The 22,250-nt window shown below is 61.7% G+C and carries 20 protein-coding genes; 12 read left to right on the top strand and 8 right to left on the bottom strand.

Going from position 1 to position 22,250, the window contains the following annotated elements; genetic code table 11:
• Positions 1–78 precede the first annotated feature (78 nt).
• Entirely contained in the window at positions 79–1,353 is a 1,275-nt protein-coding gene (locus tag BLT26_RS04670; RefSeq protein WP_091510925.1) for an aspartate aminotransferase type Ic, read from the top strand.
• 1,149 nt (positions 1,354–2,502) lie between these two features.
• Here BLT26_RS04670 and BLT26_RS04675 read toward each other — a convergent pair.
• From BLT26_RS04675 to BLT26_RS04685, 3 genes are all read right to left on the bottom strand, one after another.
• Complete coding sequence (locus tag BLT26_RS04675) at positions 2,503–3,291, bottom strand: hypothetical protein (RefSeq protein WP_175453022.1); 789 nt, start codon at positions 3,289–3,291, stop codon at positions 2,503–2,505.
• Positions 3,288–4,661 (bottom strand): hypothetical protein, encoded by a 1,374-nt coding sequence (locus tag BLT26_RS04680; protein WP_139169403.1) that lies wholly within the window; start codon positions 4,659–4,661, stop codon positions 3,288–3,290. Before BLT26_RS04680 ends, BLT26_RS04675 begins: the two co-directional genes overlap by 4 nt.
• A 337-nt stretch (positions 4,662–4,998) precedes the next feature.
• The gene (locus BLT26_RS04685; protein ID WP_175453023.1) at positions 4,999–5,331 is read right to left on the bottom strand and encodes a DUF1820 family protein; all 333 of its coding nucleotides are present in this window, start codon (positions 5,329–5,331) and stop codon (positions 4,999–5,001) included.
• Between the two features lie 201 nt (positions 5,332–5,532).
• Here BLT26_RS04685 and miaB point away from each other — a divergent pair, with 201 nt between their 5' ends.
• From miaB to lnt, 5 genes are all read left to right on the top strand, one after another.
• Complete coding sequence (miaB, locus tag BLT26_RS04690) at positions 5,533–6,912, top strand: tRNA (N6-isopentenyl adenosine(37)-C2)-methylthiotransferase MiaB (RefSeq protein WP_091509363.1); 1,380 nt, start codon at positions 5,533–5,535, stop codon at positions 6,910–6,912.
• Positions 6,913–7,147: 235 nt separating this feature from the next.
• Entirely contained in the window at positions 7,148–8,182 is a 1,035-nt protein-coding gene (locus BLT26_RS04695) for a PhoH family protein (RefSeq protein ID WP_091509367.1), read from the top strand.
• A gap of 20 nt (positions 8,183–8,202) precedes the next feature.
• Entirely contained in the window at positions 8,203–8,703 is a 501-nt protein-coding gene (gene ybeY / locus BLT26_RS04700) for an rRNA maturation RNase YbeY (protein WP_091509369.1), read from the top strand.
• 73 nt (positions 8,704–8,776) lie between these two features.
• Positions 8,777–9,673: a CorC family transporter gene (locus BLT26_RS04705; RefSeq protein ID WP_175453024.1), complete on the top strand. Its 897-nt coding sequence runs from the start codon at positions 8,777–8,779 to the stop codon at positions 9,671–9,673.
• A gap of 31 nt (positions 9,674–9,704) precedes the next feature.
• Complete coding sequence (lnt, locus tag BLT26_RS04710) at positions 9,705–11,273, top strand: apolipoprotein N-acyltransferase (RefSeq protein WP_091509373.1); 1,569 nt, start codon at positions 9,705–9,707, stop codon at positions 11,271–11,273.
• Here the strand turns inward: lnt and BLT26_RS04715 are convergent.
• A complete protein-coding gene (locus BLT26_RS04715; protein WP_091509376.1) occupies positions 11,270–11,740 on the bottom strand; it encodes an acyloxyacyl hydrolase in 471 nt (156 codons plus the stop codon). The genes lnt and BLT26_RS04715 overlap by 4 nt on opposite strands.
• Before the next feature lie 346 nt (positions 11,741–12,086).
• Between BLT26_RS04715 and BLT26_RS04720 the strand changes: the two genes are divergently transcribed.
• Entirely contained in the window at positions 12,087–13,001 is a 915-nt protein-coding gene (locus BLT26_RS04720; protein WP_091510936.1) for a TIGR01777 family oxidoreductase, read from the top strand.
• A gap of 48 nt (positions 13,002–13,049) precedes the next feature.
• Here BLT26_RS04720 and BLT26_RS04725 read toward each other — a convergent pair whose 3' ends face one another.
• From BLT26_RS04725 to BLT26_RS04735, 3 genes are all read right to left on the bottom strand, one after another.
• Positions 13,050–13,418 carry a hypothetical protein gene (locus BLT26_RS04725; RefSeq protein ID WP_091509380.1) on the bottom strand — a complete coding sequence of 123 codons (369 nt, stop codon included), beginning with the start codon at positions 13,416–13,418 and terminating at the stop codon, positions 13,050–13,052.
• A gap of 183 nt (positions 13,419–13,601) precedes the next feature.
• On the bottom strand, positions 13,602–14,381 hold the full coding sequence (locus tag BLT26_RS04730; protein ID WP_091509392.1) for a YdcF family protein: 780 nt from the start codon (positions 14,379–14,381) through the stop codon (positions 13,602–13,604).
• Entirely contained in the window at positions 14,381–14,830 is a 450-nt protein-coding gene (locus tag BLT26_RS04735; protein WP_091510939.1) for a zinc ribbon-containing protein, read from the bottom strand. The genes BLT26_RS04730 and BLT26_RS04735 overlap by 1 nt, the downstream gene beginning before the upstream one ends.
• Positions 14,831–14,921: 91 nt before the next feature.
• On the opposite strand from BLT26_RS04735, the gene leuS reads away from it, so the two are divergent.
• The 5 genes from leuS (at position 14,922) to BLT26_RS04760 (ending at position 21,483) form a co-directional block, all read left to right on the top strand.
• A complete protein-coding gene (leuS, locus tag BLT26_RS04740; RefSeq protein ID WP_091509396.1) occupies positions 14,922–17,519 on the top strand; it encodes a leucine--tRNA ligase in 2,598 nt (865 codons plus the stop codon).
• Positions 17,520–17,610: 91 nt separating this feature from the next.
• Positions 17,611–18,087 (top strand): hypothetical protein, encoded by a 477-nt coding sequence (locus BLT26_RS04745; protein ID WP_091509398.1) that lies wholly within the window; start codon positions 17,611–17,613, stop codon positions 18,085–18,087.
• A complete protein-coding gene (locus BLT26_RS04750) occupies positions 18,084–18,611 on the top strand; it encodes an LPS-assembly lipoprotein LptE (protein ID WP_091509403.1) in 528 nt (175 codons plus the stop codon). Before BLT26_RS04745 ends, BLT26_RS04750 begins: the two co-directional genes overlap by 4 nt.
• 12 nt (positions 18,612–18,623) lie before the next feature.
• A complete protein-coding gene (gene holA / locus BLT26_RS04755) occupies positions 18,624–19,625 on the top strand; it encodes a DNA polymerase III subunit delta (RefSeq protein ID WP_091509405.1) in 1,002 nt (333 codons plus the stop codon).
• Between the two features lie 187 nt (positions 19,626–19,812).
• Complete coding sequence (locus tag BLT26_RS04760) at positions 19,813–21,483, top strand: acyl-CoA dehydrogenase family protein (protein ID WP_091509410.1); 1,671 nt, start codon at positions 19,813–19,815, stop codon at positions 21,481–21,483.
• A 20-nt stretch (positions 21,484–21,503) separates the two neighbouring features.
• Here BLT26_RS04760 and BLT26_RS04765 read toward each other — a convergent pair whose 3' ends face one another.
• Entirely contained in the window at positions 21,504–22,247 is a 744-nt protein-coding gene (locus tag BLT26_RS04765) for an SDR family NAD(P)-dependent oxidoreductase (RefSeq protein ID WP_091509415.1), read from the bottom strand.
• Positions 22,248–22,250 lie beyond the last annotated feature (3 nt).

A 22,250-nucleotide genomic window follows, 5' to 3' on the forward strand; every position in this document is an offset into this window, starting at 1 on the left:
CCAACAATAGTTGCTGACGTCGCCCATCCAGGCCTGCTAAGCTCGCCCCCTCAGTAAGCAGCTACACGAGGCATGACCGTGCGAATCGACTCCGCCACCCGCAATCAATTGCAGGAATGGGAAAAGGAACTGGAAACCCAGTACCAGCGAATTTGCCAACACGAACTCAACCTTGACCTGACCCGCGGCAAGCCGTCCGCAGAGCAGTTACACCTGTCCGACAGGCTGGATGGCATCCTGAATGGCGACTATCGCTCACCCGACGGCATCGATACCCGCAATTACGGCGGCCTGGACGGCCTGCCCTGCAGCCGCGCGCTCGGCGCCGACATCCTGCAGGTACCCACCGAGGAAGTGATGGCCGGTGGCAACAGTTCCCTGACCCTGATGTATCACGCCGTGCTCACGGGATACCTGTTCGGTTTCGCCGGCACGAAACCCTGGCGCGAAATGGCGGCGCCCAAGTTCCTCTGCCCGGTACCGGGGTACGACCGCCACTTCACCATCTGCGAGCAGCTTGGCATCGGCATGGTGAACGTCCCCATGACCGCCACCGGCCCGGACATGGATACAGTGGAAAAACTGGTGCGCGAGGACCAGGAGATTATCGGCATGTGGTGCGTGCCCAAGTTCTCCAACCCGACTGGGGTGACCTACAACCAGGACACGGTTACCCGGCTGGCCCAGCTGGGACAGGTGGCCAATCCCGGCTTCCGGATCTTCTGGGACAACGCCTATGCGATCCACGACCTGGACCAGCACGTCAACTTGCCCAGTATCCGCTCGGCCACCATCGAGAATGACACCACCGATTCAGTGATCCAGTTCGCCTCCACCTCCAAGGTCACCCACGCCGGCGCCGGCATCGCCTTCGTAAGCGCCAGCTCCGCCAACCTGGACTCGCTGAAGAAGCAGATGCAGGCCATGACCATCGGCCCTGACAAGGTGAACCAGCTGCGCCACTCGCGGCTCTTCCCCGAGTTCACCCTGCTCAAGGAGCACATGCAGCAGCATGCCGAAATCCTCAAACCCAAGTTTGAGTGCGTGCTCAAGCACCTGGAAAACGCGTTTGGCGATTCCGACCTGGGCAGCTGGGAAAAGCCTCACGGCGGCTACTTCATTTCCTTCGACACCCGCCCCGGCTGCGCCACCGAGGTAGTACGCCTGGCCGCGGAGGCGGGCGTGAAGCTGACCCCCGCCGGCGCCACCTTCCCCTACGGCAAGGATCCGGAGAACCGCAATATCCGCATCGCGCCCAGTTTCCCACCACTCGAGGAGCTGGATACCGCCATGTCGGTCCTGGTGCTCTGCATCAAGCTGGCCAGTGTGCGGGAGCAATTGCAGAAAGCCTGATGACGGCCGAACCAAGCCTGGGCGTAGGTAACACCCCAGGCTTTGGCCTCATTTACTTTGGTCTACATTGGCAAAATCGCATAAATTAAGACTTCCATGAAATATTTTGACCGCACCTAAAGGCAATCGAAAAGCCAAAAAAAACCAATAAAACCATGGCTTAGCATCAAAAGACCGAGGCCAAAAAAACAATGCAAGCGCTTCTCCACTGTTTATCTCAATCGACAGATTTCTCATACCAGTAACAGGCCACACCGATGGTAGCCATGCGTGATAACTCAGCGCGCCTTACTGGAGAAACCTTACTTCGACCGACAAAACGCTCACCCCTGACCTAAAAACCCTGCACCAGCACTCTGACAGAAAGCATCCCACAAATCTATTAATTGAAATTACTTTCAACTAAATCAAACTTATTTTTACGTTCGAATTATAAAATTCAAAACCACGCCAAATATTATCTTTCTCTTTGACAGGGACTAAATAATGAAATACAAAAAAGAGAGCCGGGAAAACATGCAAGGTGATTTATCCTCATAACACCAGATGCCTTATTTGTTAATTTTCCTGGAGTAAAAATTTTTCTATTCACCCTAAAGATAGAAAGAAATCTAGGAGAAATATTATGTATGAATTAACTGAGACGGAAAAAATTCAAGTATCAGGTGGAAACATAACTGCACGCGACGTCGTCGGGACCCTCGCTTGCGGATCGGCTGGCCTTATATCCGGCTTCATTGGATCATTAGTGTTTTCTCCTATAGCGGGCGCCTTAATTGGCACGACTGTAGGTAGTGCATGCAGTATCGGTTGGTCAGCGGCAAACTAAGGCTTTGGGCCGACAGCTAAACACTGCCGGCCTTTGAGGAAACATGAAATCTGAAATAGTTTATTTAACGAAATTCATCTTCTGGATTTTCGCACCAGTAACCACCCTGTATGTTTTGCCTACGCTATGGATATCCCCATCTCCTATCATGGCAATAATGATCGCCCCATCCGTTTTGGTAAGCTATTTCTCCATCAAGCGACTAAAAGTTCCGAATAATGACTGATTTCGCCTGCCATCATTTGCTGTCCCGCTAACAAGAACTGGCGAGCGAGAGTACCGAGATGACCAACGCGGGCACATTCGCTCCTCAGCCCTCATCAGGGCCTCACCCGTTCAATATCAGAGAAATCCGATACACTCGCCAGATACTCCTCCCAGCTCCGCTCCAGCTCGCTGGTCTGGTACTGCCGGTATTTTTCCCGGTCCAGCCACAGCACCGAGGTCCGCGCGCGCCGCAGGTTGATCGGTGGAAGGCCGGTTATCGCCGAGGGGCCGCTATTGAATACGGAGCCTGCCGTGGAATTCTGGATCATATCGCTGACGATCGTCAGGTGAACCTCCTGTGCCTCCCCATCCAGCCTCCTCAGGGCCACCAGGTCAGACAGGGCCTCGTAGATGGGTGAAATTTCCTGCTCACCGCCCATGACCACACTGGCCAGGGCTCGCTCCAGCGGTTTCTCGAACCTGTCAGCGTACAGGCGATCGACAAAGGCCCGGTTCGAGGTAAGCAGACTGACATCTTCACCGGTCTTCGGTTTACATACATCTACCACTGGGTCGGACAGGCCGCGGAACTTCTCATCCAGGACATAGAGGCTGAAGCGATCATTGGTGCCAGCCTGCTGCAGCTCCGTGGCGATATATCGGCGCAGGAATCGCTTCTGGTATCCGGACAGCGCATCGGAGACGTCGATGACGAATACCTTGTGCGCGTGCCGGGGAAGGTTTTCATTACAGAGTGTGGCCCGGTCGTAGTTGTTCTCGGGGGCGTTGAGCGTGCTGACGGCTATCGCGACCAGGGTGGCGAGCACCGCCAGGCTGGCGAGGAAGATCGCAATCCCTTTCCTGTCTTCGCCCGACAGGCCTCCCGGTGGGTACTTCATCACAATCCACTCAGGCCGTGGTCGTCTTCAATCTTCCGGATCAGCCCCGCCACCTCTGCATTGATTTCCTCGAGGCGCTCACTGATGGCCTCCATCGCGCCCTCGTATTCATTATCGAGCTTCTCCAGCAGGCGCTCGAAAAAGGAAAGGTCGGCCTTGTGCTGTTCCAGGCCGGCGGTATTGAGGTGGGGTAGTTTCTCCAGCTCTACCTGCAACAGCTTGCCGAAATAGGCAGCGCGTCGATTGCTGATGCGCTCGGCGAGGGACTGGTAATGGCGGATAAGCTCATCCAGGAGCCCCTGGGCCTTGACGATATCCTCCTCGTACTCCCGCCGGACATGGTCACTTCGCTCGATACTGGCCTTGAATCCGATAAATTCAGAACGTATCTGCTGTTCCCGTTTGGATACCTCCTGCCGGGTCGCATCGGCCTGCCCGCGGAGCTCAGTAAATGCTGCTGCGCATTGCGCCATCCACTGCGCCTGCAGGACTCTCAGCCGTCGCGTGACGGCCGTATAGCCCGGATAGCGGTCATCCACCACAAAGAATTTTGCCACCAGCAGCATTACCGCCATCGCACTCACGACGACCATGATCCACGAATTGAAGTCGCGAATGGAGAGAGGCTGCTGCAGCAGGCTGGTGACCGCCAGCCCGGAAGCGGCAAACGGGTCTGTTTCCAGGGCCTCGCGGTAGTGCCCGACACCGAGCACAAAGAATGCGGCCATCGCCGTCACAGCTAGGAAGAGCACGAGAGAGAGCGACTTGTGCAACAGGTTCACATGAAAGAGGTTGCGCAGGGAAAAGGCCATGAATGCAGCCAGCCCCAGGTTCACCACGGAGATGATAAACGCCTGGAAAAAGCCGCCCACCAGTCCCAGCTGGCTGCCCTTGGAGAGGAAAAAGGAGTTCAGCGCCGTCTCGCAGATGACGATAAAAAAGATCACCGAGTAATGCAGCAGCTTTGACTCCCGGTAGACCGCATCCCGGGTCAGCCCGTTCCGGTTCCGGAAAATTTCCAGGTCCATGCGTGCAGACGACAGGGCCGTCGCCGTTCGCTCCAGTTGCCTCCGAAGCAGCTCAGAGGTGTTGCCAAGCCGCTGGCCGATGATCCGCCCAGTGTCCCTGAGCTCCTGGTAGTGCTGGCGGATTTTAACCTCTCCGCGCAGGTTGGCCTGCTCGTCGAGGGCGGCCTGGCGCTCGCGGTGAACCCGGCCGATGATCTCGCTGGTGACGTACGCGCGGAGGCTCTCCTCGCTCTCGGTGTGGACGCTGCGGTCCAGCTCCGGGATCCCCGCTTTGACATCCCGTTCAACCCGCTGCTCTATTTTCAGTGCAGAGATGGCGGCCCTGCTCGCCGGAATCGAGGCCATATCCTTCACCTAAAAGACTTCCCTTACATTTAGGCTACAGCGTTGCGCTGTCTTGCCGTCGGCAGGCAGCTGCGGGACTCCGCCGCGGCGGCCGGCCCGGAGACACACGCCTCCCTAACATTCAAGGATAGTCGCCCGGTCAGGGAGCAGAGACAGGACAGGGGTTGAATGGCGTGCCCGCACACGGTGTGCGGCCGGCATGGATCGGCTTTCCGCTGGCGACCAGGGCCAGGGTCCCCCGTGAGGGGATGCGCCGATCAGGCTGCCAGAACGGGTAGAGGCAGGCCGCCCCGGCAGCGGGGCTCGGGCCGGCGCGGGGAAGGGGAAGCCCCGTGGCTCACTCGCCGTCCTGCGGCGGCTGGACCGGGCCCGGGAAGGGAAAACGGGTGACCTTGTCGCCTTTCACCTCGACAATTTTGCCGGTGCCCTCTTTCTCGACCTCGTCGATGCGCACGATGCTGTGCATGGGGATGTAGGAACGAGTCACAGAGGCAAACTCCGATTTCAGCTTTTCCTCGCTCGGGTCCACGACAAGTTGTGACTTCTCCCCGAATACGAACTCCTCCACCTCGATAAAGCCGTACATGTCACTCTGGTAGATCGCGCGGGCATAGAGCTCGTAGACCTGGTTCTGGTTGTGAAAGATGACTTTGTATATCGGGTTCGCCATAGGTTTCTCTGGTAGGGTCCTGCCCCGGGGATTACGGAGATTCGTCGGGGCTGCGTGCGAGCGCCCCCCGAAAAAGCGCGCAAGAATAGCACAGGATCGCGCACCCTAATATAGTCCGCCCCAGCGCCACCTATGCAGTGTGCGACTGTATCGCTATAATGCCCGCCCCTCATCATTGAACAGTTTTTAACCAGGCCAATCATGTCCGAAACCACGCCGGAAAACAGGGTGAAAAAGCTCTATATCAAGACCCACGGTTGCCAGATGAACGAGTACGACTCGGCGCGCATGCGGGACCTGCTCGGTGAGTCCCACGCCATGGTGCCGACCGACGATCCGGAGGACGCGGATGTCCTGCTGGTAAACACCTGTTCCATCCGGGAAAAGGCCCAGGAAAAACTGTTCCACCAGCTGGGCCGCTGGAAGCACCTGAAAGAAAAAAATCCCGACCTCATCATCGGGGTAGGCGGCTGTGTGGCCAGCCAGGAAGGCGAGGCGATTTCGAAGCGAGCGCCCTACGTGGACCTGATCTTCGGCCCGCAGACCCTGCACCGCCTGCCGGACATGATGCAGACCCGCGAGCAGAAGAACGGTGCGGTTGTGGTGGATGTCAGCTTCCCGGAAATCGAGAAATTCGATCGCCTGCCCCAGCCTGAGGCCGACGGCGCCACCGCGTTCGTCTCCATCATGGAAGGCTGCTCCAAGTACTGCACCTTCTGCGTGGTGCCCTACACCCGCGGCGAGGAAGTCAGCCGGCCGGTGGCAGATGTGCTGGAGGAGGTCGCCCACCTCGCAGACCAGGGCGTCCGTGAAGTGAACCTGCTGGGCCAGAACGTGAATGCCTACCGGGCCCCGGGCGACGACGGCCAGATCGTGGATTTCGCCGAGCTGATCACCTACGTTGCCGCGATCGACGGAATCGACCGCATCCGCTACACCACCTCCCACCCGGTGGAGTTTTCCGATGCCCTGATCGATGTCTACGCCGAGGTACCGGAACTGGTCAATCACCTGCACCTGCCGGTCCAGAGCGGTTCCGACCGCATCCTCATGGCCATGAAACGCGGCCACACGGCGCTGGAGTACAAGTCAAAGATCCGGCGGCTGCGGAAGATCCGCCCGGATATCTGCCTGTCCTCTGACTTTATCGTGGGCTTCCCCGGTGAAACCGACAGGGACTTCGAAGACACGATGAAGCTGATCCAGGATGTGGGTTTCGACATTTCCTTCAGTTTCATTTATTCCGCGCGGCCGGGCACGCCGGCCGCGGACCTGCCGGATGACACCCCCGAAGAGCTGAAGAAGCAGCGCCTGCAGCTCCTGCAGCATCGCATCAACCAGCAGGCGGCGGAGATCGCCCGGCGCATGGTCGGCAACACCGAGCGGGTGCTGGTCACGGGCGTCTCCAAGAAAGACCCCGGCCAGCTACAGGGACGGACCGAGAACAATCGGGTGGTCAACTTCCGCTTCGACGATATCGCCCTGATCGGCAAGTTTGCCGATGTGGTGATCGAAGAGGCACTGCCCAACTCCCTGCGCGGAACCCTGGTCGGGTCCGAGCTGGATGGGCCGCTTTTGTGACCGGCGAGCCGGTGCAGGCCCTGCGGTGCGACGTGCCTGGCGTCCCTGACCAGCCCGTCGCACGGCCTCTGCACTTGCCCGGACCGGGCCGCAGCGACATCTCCCGGTAATACCGGGGCGTTATAAAGGCGCAGAAGAGTTAGAACTGATTCGTCACAGTCCACCCTTTCCCCTACGGGGAAAATGGGTATACCCTAGCAATGAACCCCCCGGATAAAGGTGCACGGAAACCAATTTGGAAACACATACCCTCGCTCACAGCATCACCCTTGAGCCCAACGACGCCCGCCGCCTGGCCAACCTCTGTGGCCAATTTGACCAACACCTGCGCCAGATAGAACAGCGACTGGATATCGAGATCCGCAATCGCGGCAACGAATTCGAATTTTACGGCGAGCCCGAATCCGCACGTGCTGCCGGCGAACTGCTCAGTTCCCTGTACCGGGAGACCGATGCCCGCGACCACCTGACGCCGGACGAGATTCACCTGGCCCTGCAACAGTCAGACGTCGAGGAGCGGCTTCACAGGGGCAAGGAGGGTAACAACGGCGAAGCAGAAGAAGCCGAGCCGGTGGTTCTGATCCGCACCAAGAAATGCTCGGTGCGCCCGCGCGGCCTGAACCAGCGACGCTACGTGCGCTCGGTGCAGACCAATGACATCAACTTCGGAATCGGCCCGGCCGGTACCGGTAAGACCTACCTCGCCGTAGCCTGTGCCGTGGAGGCGCTGCTGAAGGACGAAGTTGAGCGAATCCTGCTGGTGCGCCCGGCTGTAGAGGCGGGTGAAAAGCTGGGCTTCCTGCCCGGCGACCTCAGCCAGAAGGTAGACCCCTACCTGCGCCCGCTCTACGATGCCCTGTATGAGATGCTGGGCTTTGAGACCGTGGGCAAGCTGATCGAGCGCAACGTCATTGAAGTTGCCCCGCTGGCGTACATGCGCGGCCGCACCCTGAACAACGCCTTCGTTATTCTCGACGAGAGCCAGAACACGACCCGGGAACAGATGAAGATGTTCCTGACCCGGATCGGCTTCGGTTCCACTGCCGTCATTACCGGCGACCCCAGCCAGGTGGACCTGCCCCGCGGCCAGGCATCGGGCCTGCGTCACGCTATCGAGGTACTGGGCAAGGTAAACGGGATCAGTTTCACCCACTTCGGGGCCAAGGACGTGGTGCGCCACCCGTTGGTCCAGCGGATTGTAGAGGCCTACGATATCCATGAGGCCGAGCGCGAGGCGCTGGCCGGCAAACCCGACGAAAATGCGGCCTGACAGGGTGATCCGGTAACGCAATGACAGACGTGTACCTGGATGTACAGCGGGCCAGCCGCTGTACCAACCTGCCACCGGATGAGCAGATAGGCCGCTGGGTGAGCGCAGCCCTGGAGGGGCATCGCGACGAGGCTGAACTCAGCATCCGTATCACCGACAGCGAGGAGAGCCAGCGGCTCAACCACCGCTACCGGGGCAAGGACAAGCCCACCAACGTCCTCTCGTTTCCCGCCGAGCTGCCACCGGGTGTGCCCCTTCCCCTGCTGGGAGACCTGGTAATCTGTGCCCCGGTGGTAGCAGCGGAGGCGGAAGCGCAGCACAAGTCCCTGCCTGCGCACTGGGCACACATGGTCGTCCATGGCACACTGCACCTGCTCGGCTACGACCACATCGAGGATCATGACGCCGAAATCATGGAGGCGCTGGAGGTCCGCATACTCGCGGAACTGGGTTATCCTGACCCCTACCAGCCCCTGGAGACACCGGCCGCGGGTGAAACCCGGCCCCACAGGCAGGATTGAACAGTGCCCGCCTATGCGGTGGGCGCACTGATGTACGACTAATGTACAGGATATACAGAGAGACATACGGAGCATGGCCACATCCATGACCACTGACGAACCCCCAAGTAGCCACTCCTCCAGCAAGCCCCGTTCCGGGGAAAAGAACTGGCTGGAAAAGCTGTTTGGCGCCTTTTCCGCCGAGCCCAAGTCCCGCGACGAGCTGCTTGATATCATCAAGGATGCCGCGGACAACAAACTGGTAGACGCGGAAGCGCTGTCCATCATCGAGGGCGCACTGGACGTCTCCAGCCAGCAAGTGCGGGAGGTCATGATCCCGCGCTCACAGATGGTGGTTGTGAGCCTGCAGGATTCCCCGGAGGAGTTCCTGCCCAAGATCATTGAATCCGGACACTCCCGTTTTCCCGTGATCGGCGAAAGCGTCGACGATATCCGCGGAATCCTGCTGGCCAAAGACCTGCTGCCCCTGGTCCTGAAAGGCCTCGAGGGTTTCAGCCTGGAAGAGATCATCCGGCCGGCCAACATCATTCCCGAAAGCAAACGCCTCAACATCCTGCTGCGGGAATTCCGCGAGAATCGCTACCATATGGCGGTAGTGATTGACGAATACGGCGGGGTTTCCGGTGTCGTCACCATCGAGGACATCCTCGAGGAAATCGTCGGCGAGATCGAGGACGAGACCGACGAGGAAGAGGAAGACAGCTATATTCGCAAGGTGGGCGACAATGACTACATCGTCAAGGCCCTCACGCCCATCGAGGATTTCAACGAGTACTTTGAATGTGAACTCAGCGATGAGGAATTCGATACGGTGGGCGGCCTCGTGATGCAGTCATTCGGTCACCTGCCCGGCCGCGATGAAGTCACCCGACTCGGTGAATTCCGCTTCCGGGTACTCTACGCGGACAATCGCCAGGTGCACCTGCTGCGGGTGAGCCGCCAGAAGCCGCAGGCCGCCGACGCGGAATAAACCCGCACGGCCGATAGTGAATCATTTAGTAATGCGCAGACTTACCTACCCCCTCGGCAGTGTCGCCAGCGGCGCGCTGATGACCCTGTCCTTCGCCCCCTTCGATATCTGGGCCTGCGGCCTGCTGTCGCTGGCCGCGCTCGCCGGACTCATCCTGCACCGCGCCGGGGGACGCCAGCTCAGCGGTCGCAGCTGCGCCTGGCTGGCTTTCTGGTTCGGGCTGGGCCTGTTCGGTAGCGGCGGCTCCTGGGTGTATGTGTCCATCACCCAGTTCGGCGGCTCATCCGTACCACTGGGCTTACTCCTGACCGGGGGTTTCGTTGCCATCCTGTCCGCCATGCTGGCAGCCCCGTTTTACTTCCTCGGGCGCTTCACCGACCGCGCGCCCGCCTTTGCCCTGGCATTTCCCGCGCTTTGGTTTTTCGGTGAATGGCTGCGCAGCTGGCTGTTCACCGGGTTCCCCTGGCTATACGCGGGCTACGCGCATACCGGCAGCTGGCTGGCGGGCTGGGCACCGGTGCTGGGGGTCTATGGCATTGGCCTCATCCTGGCATTTGCGGGGGCGGTCCTCGCCCTGTTGACCGTCGGCCGGGCCCTGCCGCTGGCACGGCGCGGCCGCATTGCCCTGCTGGTGTCGGCCCTGCTGCCGTGGCCCGCCGGCGCGCTGCTCGCCCAGCTCGAATGGACTGAAGCCCGGAGCGAGCCACTTGCCGTCGGCCTGGTCCAGGCCAATATCCCACAAGAGAAAAAATGGCTGCCGGAGTTTCGTGCCGAGACCATCAACCGTTACCAGGAGGGCCGCCGCGCACTGAGTGAAAGCGGCGCTGATGTTATCATCTGGCCGGAAGCTGCATTGCCGCTTCTCTACGGCCAGGCCCCCAACCTGATGTCCGCCCTGCAGCGCAACGCGGAAGAGACCGGCATCGACCTCATTACCGGCATACTCTACGACCGCAACGACAACGGCCTGCGCGTCGTGCACAACTCCGCAGCCGTGTTCGGCACCAGTCCCCACGTATACCACAAGCGCCACCTGGTCCCCTTCGGTGAATATGTACCGCTGGAGGAATGGATCAGGGGCACCATCGAATTCTTCGACCTGCCGACTTCCTTCATCCGCTCCGGGCCGGACGAACAGCAGCCGCTCAACGCCGGTGGTGTAACCTGGGCTCCACTCATTTGTTATGAGATTGTCTATCCCACCCTCGTCGCACAATCGGCTCGCACAGCGGGGGTTCTGCTGACCATCAGCAACGACGCCTGGTTCGGGGATTCCATCGGCCCCCTGCAGCATATGCAGATGGCGCAGATGCGTTCCCTGGAGACGGGCCGCTACCTGGTGAGGGGAACAAATACCGGGGTGACGGCCATCGTCAACCCGCAGGGCGAGATCACGGACAGGCTGCCACAGTTCCAGCGTGCCAATATGATTGGCCAGGTCACCGCTATGGCGGGCACCACACCATTCATGGCGCTCGGCATATTCGCTGTGATGGCACTGGCCGTGGTGATGCTCGCCGGCGCAATAATGCTGCAGCGCCAGCGGTTGCCCCTGTCCACCTCCGTTCTGGGCGAACAACCTGTGGACCAGGTGGACTAAAAGGGCACGCGAAACTCCAGGAGGTTGATGCCTGTGTTCAGGGGCGTGAGGCTGGCACTGGAATAATGCATCAACTCGAAGGCAAACCCGCCGAAGTCGACCCCCACCCCGGTCCTGAAGTTGAAGTGTCCCACGAGGGGAGAACCGTCGACATAGGCGACCCCGACGCGGCCGTAAAGGCTCGCACGGCAAAACTGCCAGTCCGGGCGGAAGAGCCGTGAAACAGAGGCAGCATAAGCGAGTCGCTCCTGGGGACCATCATCGGTGTTCCCGTAGCCAAAAATAAAGGCTCCGGCTTCCCAGCGACGGTAACGGAAAGACATTGCCGCCGAGGTCATTTCGCCGGTCAGGACGGCCTTACCCACACTGACACCAAACCCGTCCGGCAGCGGTTCCGTCGCAGAGGCGGCGGTGGTAACCAGCGAAAAGAGCGCGGCAGAAGCCGCGACGATCATCTTGCCCTGCATCCTTGCAAAACCTTCTACAGCCGCGTTGAGCCACTCCGCTGGCCCTACGGAGAACTATAGCAAGCCGCTGTTGCCCCGAGCCGCTGCTCCCGCCGGGAAAACATGTTGTCCGTGTGCCTGCCGTTGCCTGGCCTGCCGGCCGCGCCCGGCGGGAGTAATCTGCCCTGCCAGCAATCCATTCGGCGTGGAAAATCACTGTGGGCCTGGCACAATTAACCTAGACTCGGCATATTTTGCACAAACCGCCATGCAGGCCGGCTGCTACTATGTATTCGCCGCCCTGCCCGCGGGCGGCGAACCCAGGCAACTCATTCACTTACTGGATTTCGGCAAGGATGCCCTCCAAATGCACTGTTTAATCACTGGCGGTACGGGGTTGATCGGCCGCCTCTTCTGCCAGCACTGGTTGGCACGGGGAAATACGCTCACCGTGCTGAGCCGGCACCCGGAGCGAGTCCACAAACTCTGCGGCGAATCAGCGCGGGGCTGTCGCGAGCTTCAGGAAGTGGCGGACCCGGTGGATGTGATCGTCAATCTGGCGGGAGAGCCAATCACCCATCGCTGGACCAGCAAGCGCAAGGCGGAGATCCGCCGCTCGCGTATTGAGACCACGGAAAAGCTGGTGCAGTGGGTGCTGGCCCAGCCGCAGCGCCCGAGATATGTGCTGTCCGGGTCGGCGGTAGGCTATTACGGAGACCGCGGGGGCGATCTACTGCGGGAGACCAGCTCCCCGGGAGGTGGCTTCGCGGCCCAGCTGTGCCGCGACTGGGAAGCCGCCACCCTGCCCCTGCAGCAGGCGGGAATCTGCGTGGGGACAATGCGCACCGCCATTGTCCTGTCGACTCGCGGCGGCGCCCTTGCCCAGATGCTGCCCGCATTCCGCCTCGGACTCGGTGGCCCCATGAGCACCGGCGAGCACTGGATGAGCTGGATTCACGAAGAGGATATCGTCGGCTTGATGCTACACGCGATCGATCATCACCTCTGCCTTCCCTTCAATGCCTGCGCACCCGAGGCGGTTACCAACAACAGCTTCTCACGCCTGCTGGCCAAACAGCTCCACCGGCCATGCCTGCTGCGCACGCCCGCCTGGGCACTGAAACTGATGTTCGGGCAGATGGCCGAGGAATTGTTGCTTGCCAGCCAGAAAATGGAACCGCGGGTAGCGCTGGACAGCGGTTACAGTTTCCGCTTTCCAACCCTGGAGCAGGCCCTGTCAGACCTGCTGCAAAACGGACACGCCAGCAAGGCACGGGCCTGAGGCAAGAGAAACCGGACGCTCTCGTCCTGGCCAGTCAGCAACGGGGGCTCAGGCCGCCTCGGTGCATACCTCGAGCGCTGCCTCCAGATAGCGGCGGCTTGATTCAGCTACCACCTCCTCGGCATGGCATTCCATGGGTGCCGAGCCCACCCACTGGGCGTGCCAGCGGACCAGCTGTCGCTCATCGCCGCTTTCACGCAACTCGATGAAGTCTGTCTCCGCCGGGTCCAGCCGGAATTCCCGTACAATCTGGCCGGCGAAGGTCTCGAAGTTCTTGCTGATGAGGCCACTGGTGGTGGCAGCCAGGAAAATCAGCTGGCGCTCCTCGCGTTCGACGCGCCTGATAGACAGGGATACGGGACGGTTCAGCCGGTTATGCAGCTGGAGCGGTGAGAAGGATGAGGGAATGTCCATCATCGCGGGAGTACCTCGATTATTCTTAGTGTTATTACCACTGCCCATGCTGGCCGCGACACCAGGCAAACCTGCCTGGAGTGTCCTCGCGACCACTTTGAGGCGGACATCTTAGTGGGGCCCACTCTTGCGGACAAGGTTAATTTGTGACCGCTTTTTTGGAGTCCGGCTTTTGCGTTTGGTTCCTCAGCAGGAACGCTCCGGCGGCAGGGGCTTCCAGTAATACCACAGCGAGCCGAGCAGCTCCCGCCAGTATACCTGCGTGCGGAGCAGGGCAGCCGCGCTCGGTAACCAGTAGAGAAGCCCCTCCTGGGCCCGCGGCAACAGCTCACCGGCACTACCCACCGGCTCCGGCTGTACCTGCAGGCCAGCCCGGGCGAAGGCCTTTGCCGCCCGGGGCATATGCCACCAGTGGGTGACCAGCACGACGCTCTCCACCCCTGAATCGTGCAGGATCCGGGCACTGTTTACAGCATTCTCCGCCGTTGTCCGGCTGCAATTCTCGCGCCAGGTTACCGGCCGCTGCAGCACATCCTGTATAAACCCGGCCATCAGGTCGGCCTCGGATGCCTGCTCGGACGCATATACCCGCCCACCAGACACCAGCACAGGCAGCTCTGTGGGAGCGTGCTGGGCGGCCCAGGCGACCCGCTCGAGGCTCGTCGCCGACAGGCGCTCTCTCGCAGCTTCCGCATCCCGGTAGCGCCCGGCCCCCAGAACCACCACGGCCTGGGGCACACTCTGGTTCCTGGGGCGCTCTCCGACCAACTGAGTCCCAAGCCAGCCGGAAAAGGCCGGCGTCGCGCAAACCCACAACAGGGCAAACGAAAGGATACCCAGTGGCAGTGACAACCTTGAGAAAAGCGACGTGTCCGGGAACCACCAGAAAACGAATGCGAGCAACATGCCCAAAAGTGGTGCAAAGGGCGGCATAACCAGGCTGGCCAGTACTGTCTGCAACTCCATTATTCCTGCAGGCCACCCTTTATCTGGCGGAAACAGCCATAGCCGCAGCGATGGCATGGCGTGATCTGGCTGCCGCGCGGCGGCATGGCCCGGTAGCCACAGCCCAGGCACTGCAGCTCCTCGTCGGGGCCCACCACCTCCCCGGCCAGGGCCCAGGGCTCACCGTTCCTGATACAGCGCATCAGGTTCGGCCAGGCGGTCTCTGTCGGGTCGGCGGCATCCAGCAGCCAGTCGCCGGTGCGCTCTTCGAGTGTCTGGACCTCCCCTCCCAGGCCGCGCAGGTAGTCTGCGGCCCGGTGCAGGTCATCTTTTAACCAGGCCTTGAGGAAAGCCGCCTTGGTGGCGGTCAGGTCCTCTACTGCCAGTTCATCCTCGATCAAATTCTCCAGATCGCGGCGCAGTTCGTCCGCCAGATCATCTTCCTGCGGCAACTTCGGTTCCTTCGCCATGGCATCCCCCATATAATTCGGCGCTTGCCAGCCTATCTGGCAGGCGAGTTTTTGACTAAGAATTGAATCACAAGAGTATAGGTTCCCGCCGATGGAAGAGCAGTACAACCCCTCCGCAGTCGAGGCCGCCGCCCAGCAGCACTGGGAGGAGCGGAAAAGCTTTGAGGTAACGGAGGACGCCAGCAGGGAAAAATTCTACTGCCTGTCGATGTTCCCCTACCCCAGCGGCAAGCTGCACATGGGCCACGTGCGCAACTACACCATCACCGACGTGATCTCCCGCTTCCAGCGTATGCAGGGCAAGAACGTGCTGCATCCCATGGGTTGGGACGCTTTCGGCCTGCCTGCGGAGAATGCCGCAATCCAGAACAAGACCGCCCCCGCCAAGTGGACTTACGCCAACATCGAATACATGAAAGGCCAGCTGAAGGCGCTGGGCTTCGGCTTCGACTGGTCCCGCGAGCTGGCCACCTGCCAGCCCTCCTACTATCGCTGGGAGCAGTGGTTCTTTACCCGCCTCTACGAAAAAGGCCTGGTGTACAAGAAGAACTCCGCGGTGAACTGGTGTCCCCACGACCAGACTGTATTGGCCAACGAGCAGGTGGAGGACGGCAGCTGCTGGCGCTGTGGCACCACCGTGGAGCGCCGCGAACTGGCGCAGTGGTTCATCAAGATCACCGACTACGCCGAAGAGCTCCTGAACGACCTGGACAAACTGCCCCTCTGGCCCGAGCAGGTGCGCACCATGCAGCGCAACTGGATCGGCAAGAGCAAGGGGGTGGAGCTGAGTTTCTCCCTGCCGCAGACCATCGCCGGCGTGGACCACTTCGATGTTTACACCACCCGTCCTGACACCCTGATGGGGGTAACCTACGTTTCGCTGGCCGCGGAACACCCGATTTCGCTGGCGCTGGCGGAAGACAACGCCGAACTCAAGGCATTTATTGAGGCGTGCAAGAAGCAGTCACTGTCGGAAGCCGACATGGCCACCATGGAAAAGAAGGGCATGGACACCGGCCTCAAGGCAATCCATCCCATCACCGGCGAAGAGGTCCCGGTCTGGGTGGCCAACTACGTGCTGATGGATTACGGCTCCGGTGCGGTGATGGCTGTACCGGCCCACGACCAGCGCGACTGGGAATTCGCCCGCAAGTACGGCCTGCCGATCAAGCAGGTGGTCGCGCCGGCCGGGGAAGAGACCATCGACCTGGAAAGCGAGGCCTTCGTCGAGAAAGGCGTGCTTGTCAATTCGGGTGGCTTCGACGGCCTCGATTTCGAGGCAGCGTTCAACGCCATTGCCGACGCGCTGGCCGCGGCGGGCAAGGGCCGCGTTACCACCAATTACCGCCTGCGCGACTGGGGTGTCTCGCGCCAGCGTTACTGGGGTGCACCCATTCCGATGTTCAACCTGCCAGACGGGGGCGAGATCCCGGTCCCGGCGGACAAGCTGCCGATCCTGCTGCCGGAGGACGTGGAGCTGGATGGCGTCCAGTCGCCGATCAAGGCCGACCCGGAGTGGCGCAAGGACGACCTCAACGGCGAGCCCGTCGAGCGTGAGACCGACACCTTCGACACCTTCATGGAATCCAGCTGGTACTACGCCCGCTATACCTGCCCCGATTTCGACCAGGGAATGCTGGACCCGGAGCGCGCCAACTACTGGTTGCCGGTCGACCAGTACGTGGGCGGCATCGAGCACGCCATCCTGCACCTGCTGTATGCGCGCTTCTTCCACAAGCTGATGCGCGACGAGGGGCTGGTCAGCAGCGACGAGCCCTTCAAGCAACTGCTGTGCCAGGGCATGGTACTGGCCGAGTCCTTCTATCGGGAAGACAATGGCCACAAGGTATGGGTCAACCCGGCCGACGTGGACGTGGAGCGCGACGAGAAAGGCAAGGCCATCAGGGCCGTGGAGCGTGCGACCGGCGAGGAGTTGGTCGCCGGCGGCGTGGTAAAGATGTCCAAGTCCAAGAACAATGGCATCGACCCCCACGCCGCAGTGGAGCAGTACGGGGCAGATACGGTGCGCCTGTTTACCATGTTCGCGGCGCCCCCCGAGCAGACCCTCGAGTGGCACGATGCCGGCGTGGAAGGCGCCAGCCGTTTCCTGCGCAAGCTGTGGAAGACCGTCCACGGCCACCTGGCCGCCGGCGGCAGCAGCACCGCCATCGACAGCGGCAGCCTGGGTGACAGGCAGCAGCAGTTGCGCCGCAAGACCCACGAGACCATCCACAAGGTCAGCGATGATTACGGCCGTCGCCAGACGTTCAACACTGCCATCGCGGCGGTAATGGAGCTGTTGAACGAAGTGAGCAAACTGGCCGAGCGAGACAGCCAGCAGGGCCTGGCAGTCGAGCGCGAGGCGCTTGAGGCCGCGGTGCTGTTGCTGGCCCCGGTGACACCGCACATCTGTCACCAGCTGTGGCAGGCGCTCGGCAACGAAGTCCCGCTGGTCGACGCTCCCTGGCCGCAGGTGGATGAGCAGGCGCTTGTGCGTGACACCATCACCCTGGTGGTACAGGTCAATGGCAAGGTGCGGGCAAAGGTCGAGGCCCCGGCCGAAGCCGACAAGGAAACCCTGGAGAAGCTTGCGCTGTCCAACGACAACGTACAGAAGTTCATCGGCGATGCCGTGGTCCGCAAGGTAATTGTGGTACCCGGCAAGCTGGTCAACGTGGTTGCCAAGTAGCGCCCGGGGTCACTGATCCGCAATGGCGCTGCGGTTTCACGCTGGCCGCAGCGCCATCGCGCACAGACCTTGACCCTCGGGAGACCTGATAATGAATAAGTTCGTGGCAACCCTGGCCGGCACCCTGCTCTTTTCCGTAGCCCAGGCCGGGACACTGGAGCGGCAACTCGTCGGCCAGTGGCTGAGCCAGTGCAAGCAGGCGTCCGGCAGTTACATGCAGATCACCAGCAGGTTTACTGCCGACGGCAAGTACTCGGCCCGGTCGAAGTTCTATCTCGATCCCGGCTGCACCCAGGCCATGGAGATGGAGATGGTTTCCAGCGGAAACTACCGGCTGGGTGGGCAGCTGACCGCCGAGGGCGGCGAAGCGGCGCGGGAAATCGACATCGACGTGGTGGAAATGCGCAGCGGCCAGATGCAGCTGCCCGGGGCGGGGCAGCGGATTACGCAGATCATAGCGATCATCGACGGCCGGATGGTATTCGGTGACGCACCCGGGTTACAGTCCGTCACGGCCGGCGAGCGCCCGCGCAAACTCAACAAGCAATTCTATTCGCACAAACAATGACAAGACGTTTCATCTTTTTCCTGAGTTCCTGCCTGGTAGCGGCCACATTGGCGGGCTGCGGCTGGCACCTGCGCGGTGCACCAAAGAACCTTCCCCCGGGAAGCCAGCTGTATATCACCGCGGAGGGCACCCAGAGCGATATCGCCGTGCGTCTCACGCGCCTGCTGGAAAACAGCGGGTTGCCCATGGCGGAGTCACCCCTGGTGGCCGACTACACCCTGATCATTCACGAAGAAGTTGAGCGCAAGCGCACCGTCGCCGTGGATGCCAAGGGGCGAGCCGCTGAATACGAGCTGATCACCAGTGCCAAGTACAGTGTCAGCGACAGCGACGGGCGCATACTGCTCAACAATGCGCAGGCCGACGTCTACCGGACCCTGGAATGGGACGACAACGAAGTGGTCAGCAAAGGTGAGGAGGAAATCCTGCTGCGCGAGGAAATGCGCCGGGAACTGATCAACCGGATCATCGATCGCCTCCGGAGGATCGACGTCAGTGCCGGTCCTGAAGATCGCGCCTACTGAGCCCGGATTCCCATGCGTATCAACCCCCGCCAACTGCAGCAGAACCTGAACCGGGAACTTGCTCCCATCTATGTCGTTTCCGGCGATGAGCCCCTGCTGGTGCAGGAGTGCTGCGACAGCATTCGCGCCGCCGCCCGCGAACAGGGTTTCAGCGAACGCGAATTGCTGCACGCGGAAGCCAATTTCGACTGGGGCCAGTTACTGGCCTCGGCCGGCAGCATGTCACTGTTCGCCGAGAAGAAAATCATCGAGGTGCGCCTGCCTGGTGGCAAACCCGGCGACAAGGGCAGCAAGGCACTGCAGGAGTTTGCCGGTCTTGCCAGCCCGGACCTGCTGTTGCTGCTGGTCCTGCCACGCATGGACCGCTCTCAGCTGAACAGCAAATGGGTAAAGGCCCTGGACCAGCGCGGGGTACTGGTACAGGTATGGCCGGTGGATGCGCAGGAAATGCCCCGCTGGATCCACCAGCGGCTGCGGGCAGCCGGTCTGGATGCAGAACCGGAGGCCATCCAGATCCTGGCAGAACGCGTGGAGGGCAACCTGCTCGCGGCCCGGCAGGAAATCGAGAAACTGAAACTGCTGAGCCAGGACAGCCTGATCACGGCGGACACCATGCGCGAAGCCGTTGCCAGCTCGGCCCGCTATGACGTGTTCGGCCTGATCGACCGGGCGCTGGCCGGTGACGCCGAGACCGCAGTGCGGACACTGCACGGCCTGCGCGCCGAGGGCGTCGAGGCGCCGGTAGTACTCTGGGCCCTGGCACGGGAAATTCGCAGCCTGCTGGAGATCGGCGAGAAGCTCGACGGTGGCCAGCCCATCAACCGCCTGGTGCGGATCCAGAAGCGCCAGCCACTGGTCCAGTCCGCACTGGCGCGCCTGCAGCCGCGCCAGCTGGAGGCCCTGCTGCTGCGCGCGCGCGCGGTGGACAACGCCATCAAGGGCGGCAGGGACCAGGACCCCTGGGCGGGATTACTGGAACTCACACTCAATCTCTCCGGCCGGCGCAGCCTCTGAGTATGAGCCGGCACAAGCCGGCCATTTTCGCTTCCCCTACACATCTATCACTGGGATTGGCAGGAAATACAGTTTGCTTTGGCTGTCCCCGCGGCTAAATTGAGGGTGACCAACGAGGCCCCCGGCCGTTCGCTGGCCACAAGAATAACAACGCCAACAGACCACAACATTCCCTGCGAGGTAGCTGATGCGTGAAGTCGACACCCGATCCAGGCTCGCCCACACCCATGAGGTCACCAACCAGACGCCGCCCCTCGCCGGGCACAACCTCTTCGCCGCTGATGCCGCCCTGCGCGACGCGGTCGATCGCAACGGTGGACACTGGGCGGAGGACGACCTGCAACGCTACGGCGAGGTGTGCGGCCGGCCGGAAATGATCGAGCGCGGCTTCCTCGCCAACGAGTACAAGCCCAGGTTTGAAAGTCACGACCGTACCGGCAACCGCGTGGACCTGGTGCGCTACCATCCGGCCTACCACCAGCTCATGCAGCTGGCCCTCAGTGAGGGCCTGCACAGCGCTCCCTGGACCGACCCCCGGCCAGGCGCCCACGTGGCGCGTGCAGCCAAGTACTACCTGCACAGCCAGCTGGAGGCCGGCCACAGCTGCCCCATCACCATGACTTTCGCGTCGGTACCCTCGCTGAAACTCAATCCGCACCTGGCAGCTGAATGGTTGCCCAAAGTGACCGCCAGGGGGTACGACCCCAGCAACCGCCCTTACACCGAAAAATCGGCGCTGACCATCGGTATGGGCATGACCGAAAAGCAGGGCGGCTCGGACGTGCGCGCCAACACCAGCCGGGCCGTGCACCTCACCGGCAGTGACAACCTGAACACCTACGAGCTGGTGGGACACAAGTGGTTCATGTCGGCGCCCATGTGCGACGCCTTCCTGATGCTGGCCCAGGCGCCCGGCGGGCTTTCGTGCTTCCTGGTACCGCGCTGGCGCCCGGATGGCAGCAAGAACCCGCTGCAGGTCCAGCGACTCAAGGACAAGTCGGGTAATGTGTCCAACGCCTCTTCGGAAGTGGAAATGCGCGGGGCGCTGGGCTGGCTGATCGGCGAGGAAGGTCGCGGCGTCAACGCGATCATCGAAATGGTGTCTGCAACCCGCTTCGACTGCATGATCGGCTCCGCCGCCGGCCAGCGCCAGGCAGTAGTACAGGCCATCCACCACGCTGCACACCGCAGCGCTTTTGGAAAGCCCCTGATTGAGCAGCCTCTGATGCAGAATGTCCTGGCGGACCTGCAGCTGGAAGTGGAAGGGTCCATCGCCATAACCATGCAAATGGCGCGGGCGCTGGACCACGCGGACGACGAGCAGCAGCGGCTGCTGATGCGCCTCGGCACCGCGGTCGGCAAGTACTGGATCTGCAAGCGCACGCCGCACCACGCCTACGAGGCCATGGAGTGCCTCGGGGGCAATGGTGTGGTGGAAAATTTCATCACTGCCCGCCTCTACCGGGACGCCCCTATCAACGCCATCTGGGAGGGCTCCGGGAATATCCAGGCACTGGACGTGCTGCGTGCCGTTGGCAAGACACCGGCGGTACTGCTTGCCTGGTACGACGAGCTGGCCCGCAGTGCAGGCGCCGATACATTACTGGACAGGGCCGTCACCACGCTCAAGAACGAAATGGCGAACCTGGAACAACTGGAATACCGTGCACGCCACCTGGTGGACCAGCTGGCGCTGGTGATGCAGGCGCATCTACTGGTCCAGGGCGGCAACAGCGCCGTGGCCGAGGCGTTCATAGCTTCACGCCTGGGAAACACCGGCGCACACAGTACCGGTACCCTGCCGGCAGGCCTGGATACCGGCCACATCATCGAGCGGGGCAACCCCCTGGTCTTCTAGCGGCAGGTGCGCCGGACCGGCTACCAGGGCAGCACTTCCCCATCCCAGAACAGCAGGCTGCCGCTCTTGTCACGGCCGAGCCCCTGCAACACATCGACGATCCGCCCGGCGCTCGTCTCCGGGCTGTAGAGCTTGTCAGGGGCGATATTCTCCTGGAACGGCTTCGACAGAGCAGTGTCCGTGGTGCCCGGGTGGATCGCCACTACACAGCATTCGTCCACCCGTCGCCCCCACTCGATAGACAGGTTGCGCACCAGCATGTTGAGGGCCGCCTTGCTCATGCGGTAGCTGTACCAGCCCCCCAGGCCATTGTCGCCGATACTGCCCACCTTGGCCGACAGCGAAGCCCACAGGAATGGCCGGCGCTTCTGCAGCAAGGGCCCTACGGCCTGTGCCAGGTGGAGGTGGGTGAGGACATTGGTGCGCATGGACTCCAGCAGCCAGTCATCCGTGCACTGTTCAAGCGACTTTTCCGGGCCGTGGCGGTCATCGTGCAGCACGCCGCAGCACTGCACCACCCAGGCGGGGGCAGCATCCTGTTCCTGCAGGAAGGCGCGCGCCGCCGCGACGGAATCGGGCTGTGCCAGTTCCAGGGAGCAGTGCCGGTGGCGCCCGCCCAGGTCCGGGCCGCTGTCGCGGCTGATGGTGAGGAGAGTGGCATCCGGCCAGCGGTGGGCCACCTCGGCGAGAATCGCGCGAGCGATACCACCGCCGGCGCCAGCCACCAGCACGCAACCGGGTCTGTCATGGGGTTGATCGTCCATGCC

This window comes from Microbulbifer yueqingensis (assembly GCF_900100355.1).
GTDB lineage: Bacteria > Pseudomonadota > Gammaproteobacteria > Pseudomonadales > Cellvibrionaceae > Microbulbifer > Microbulbifer yueqingensis.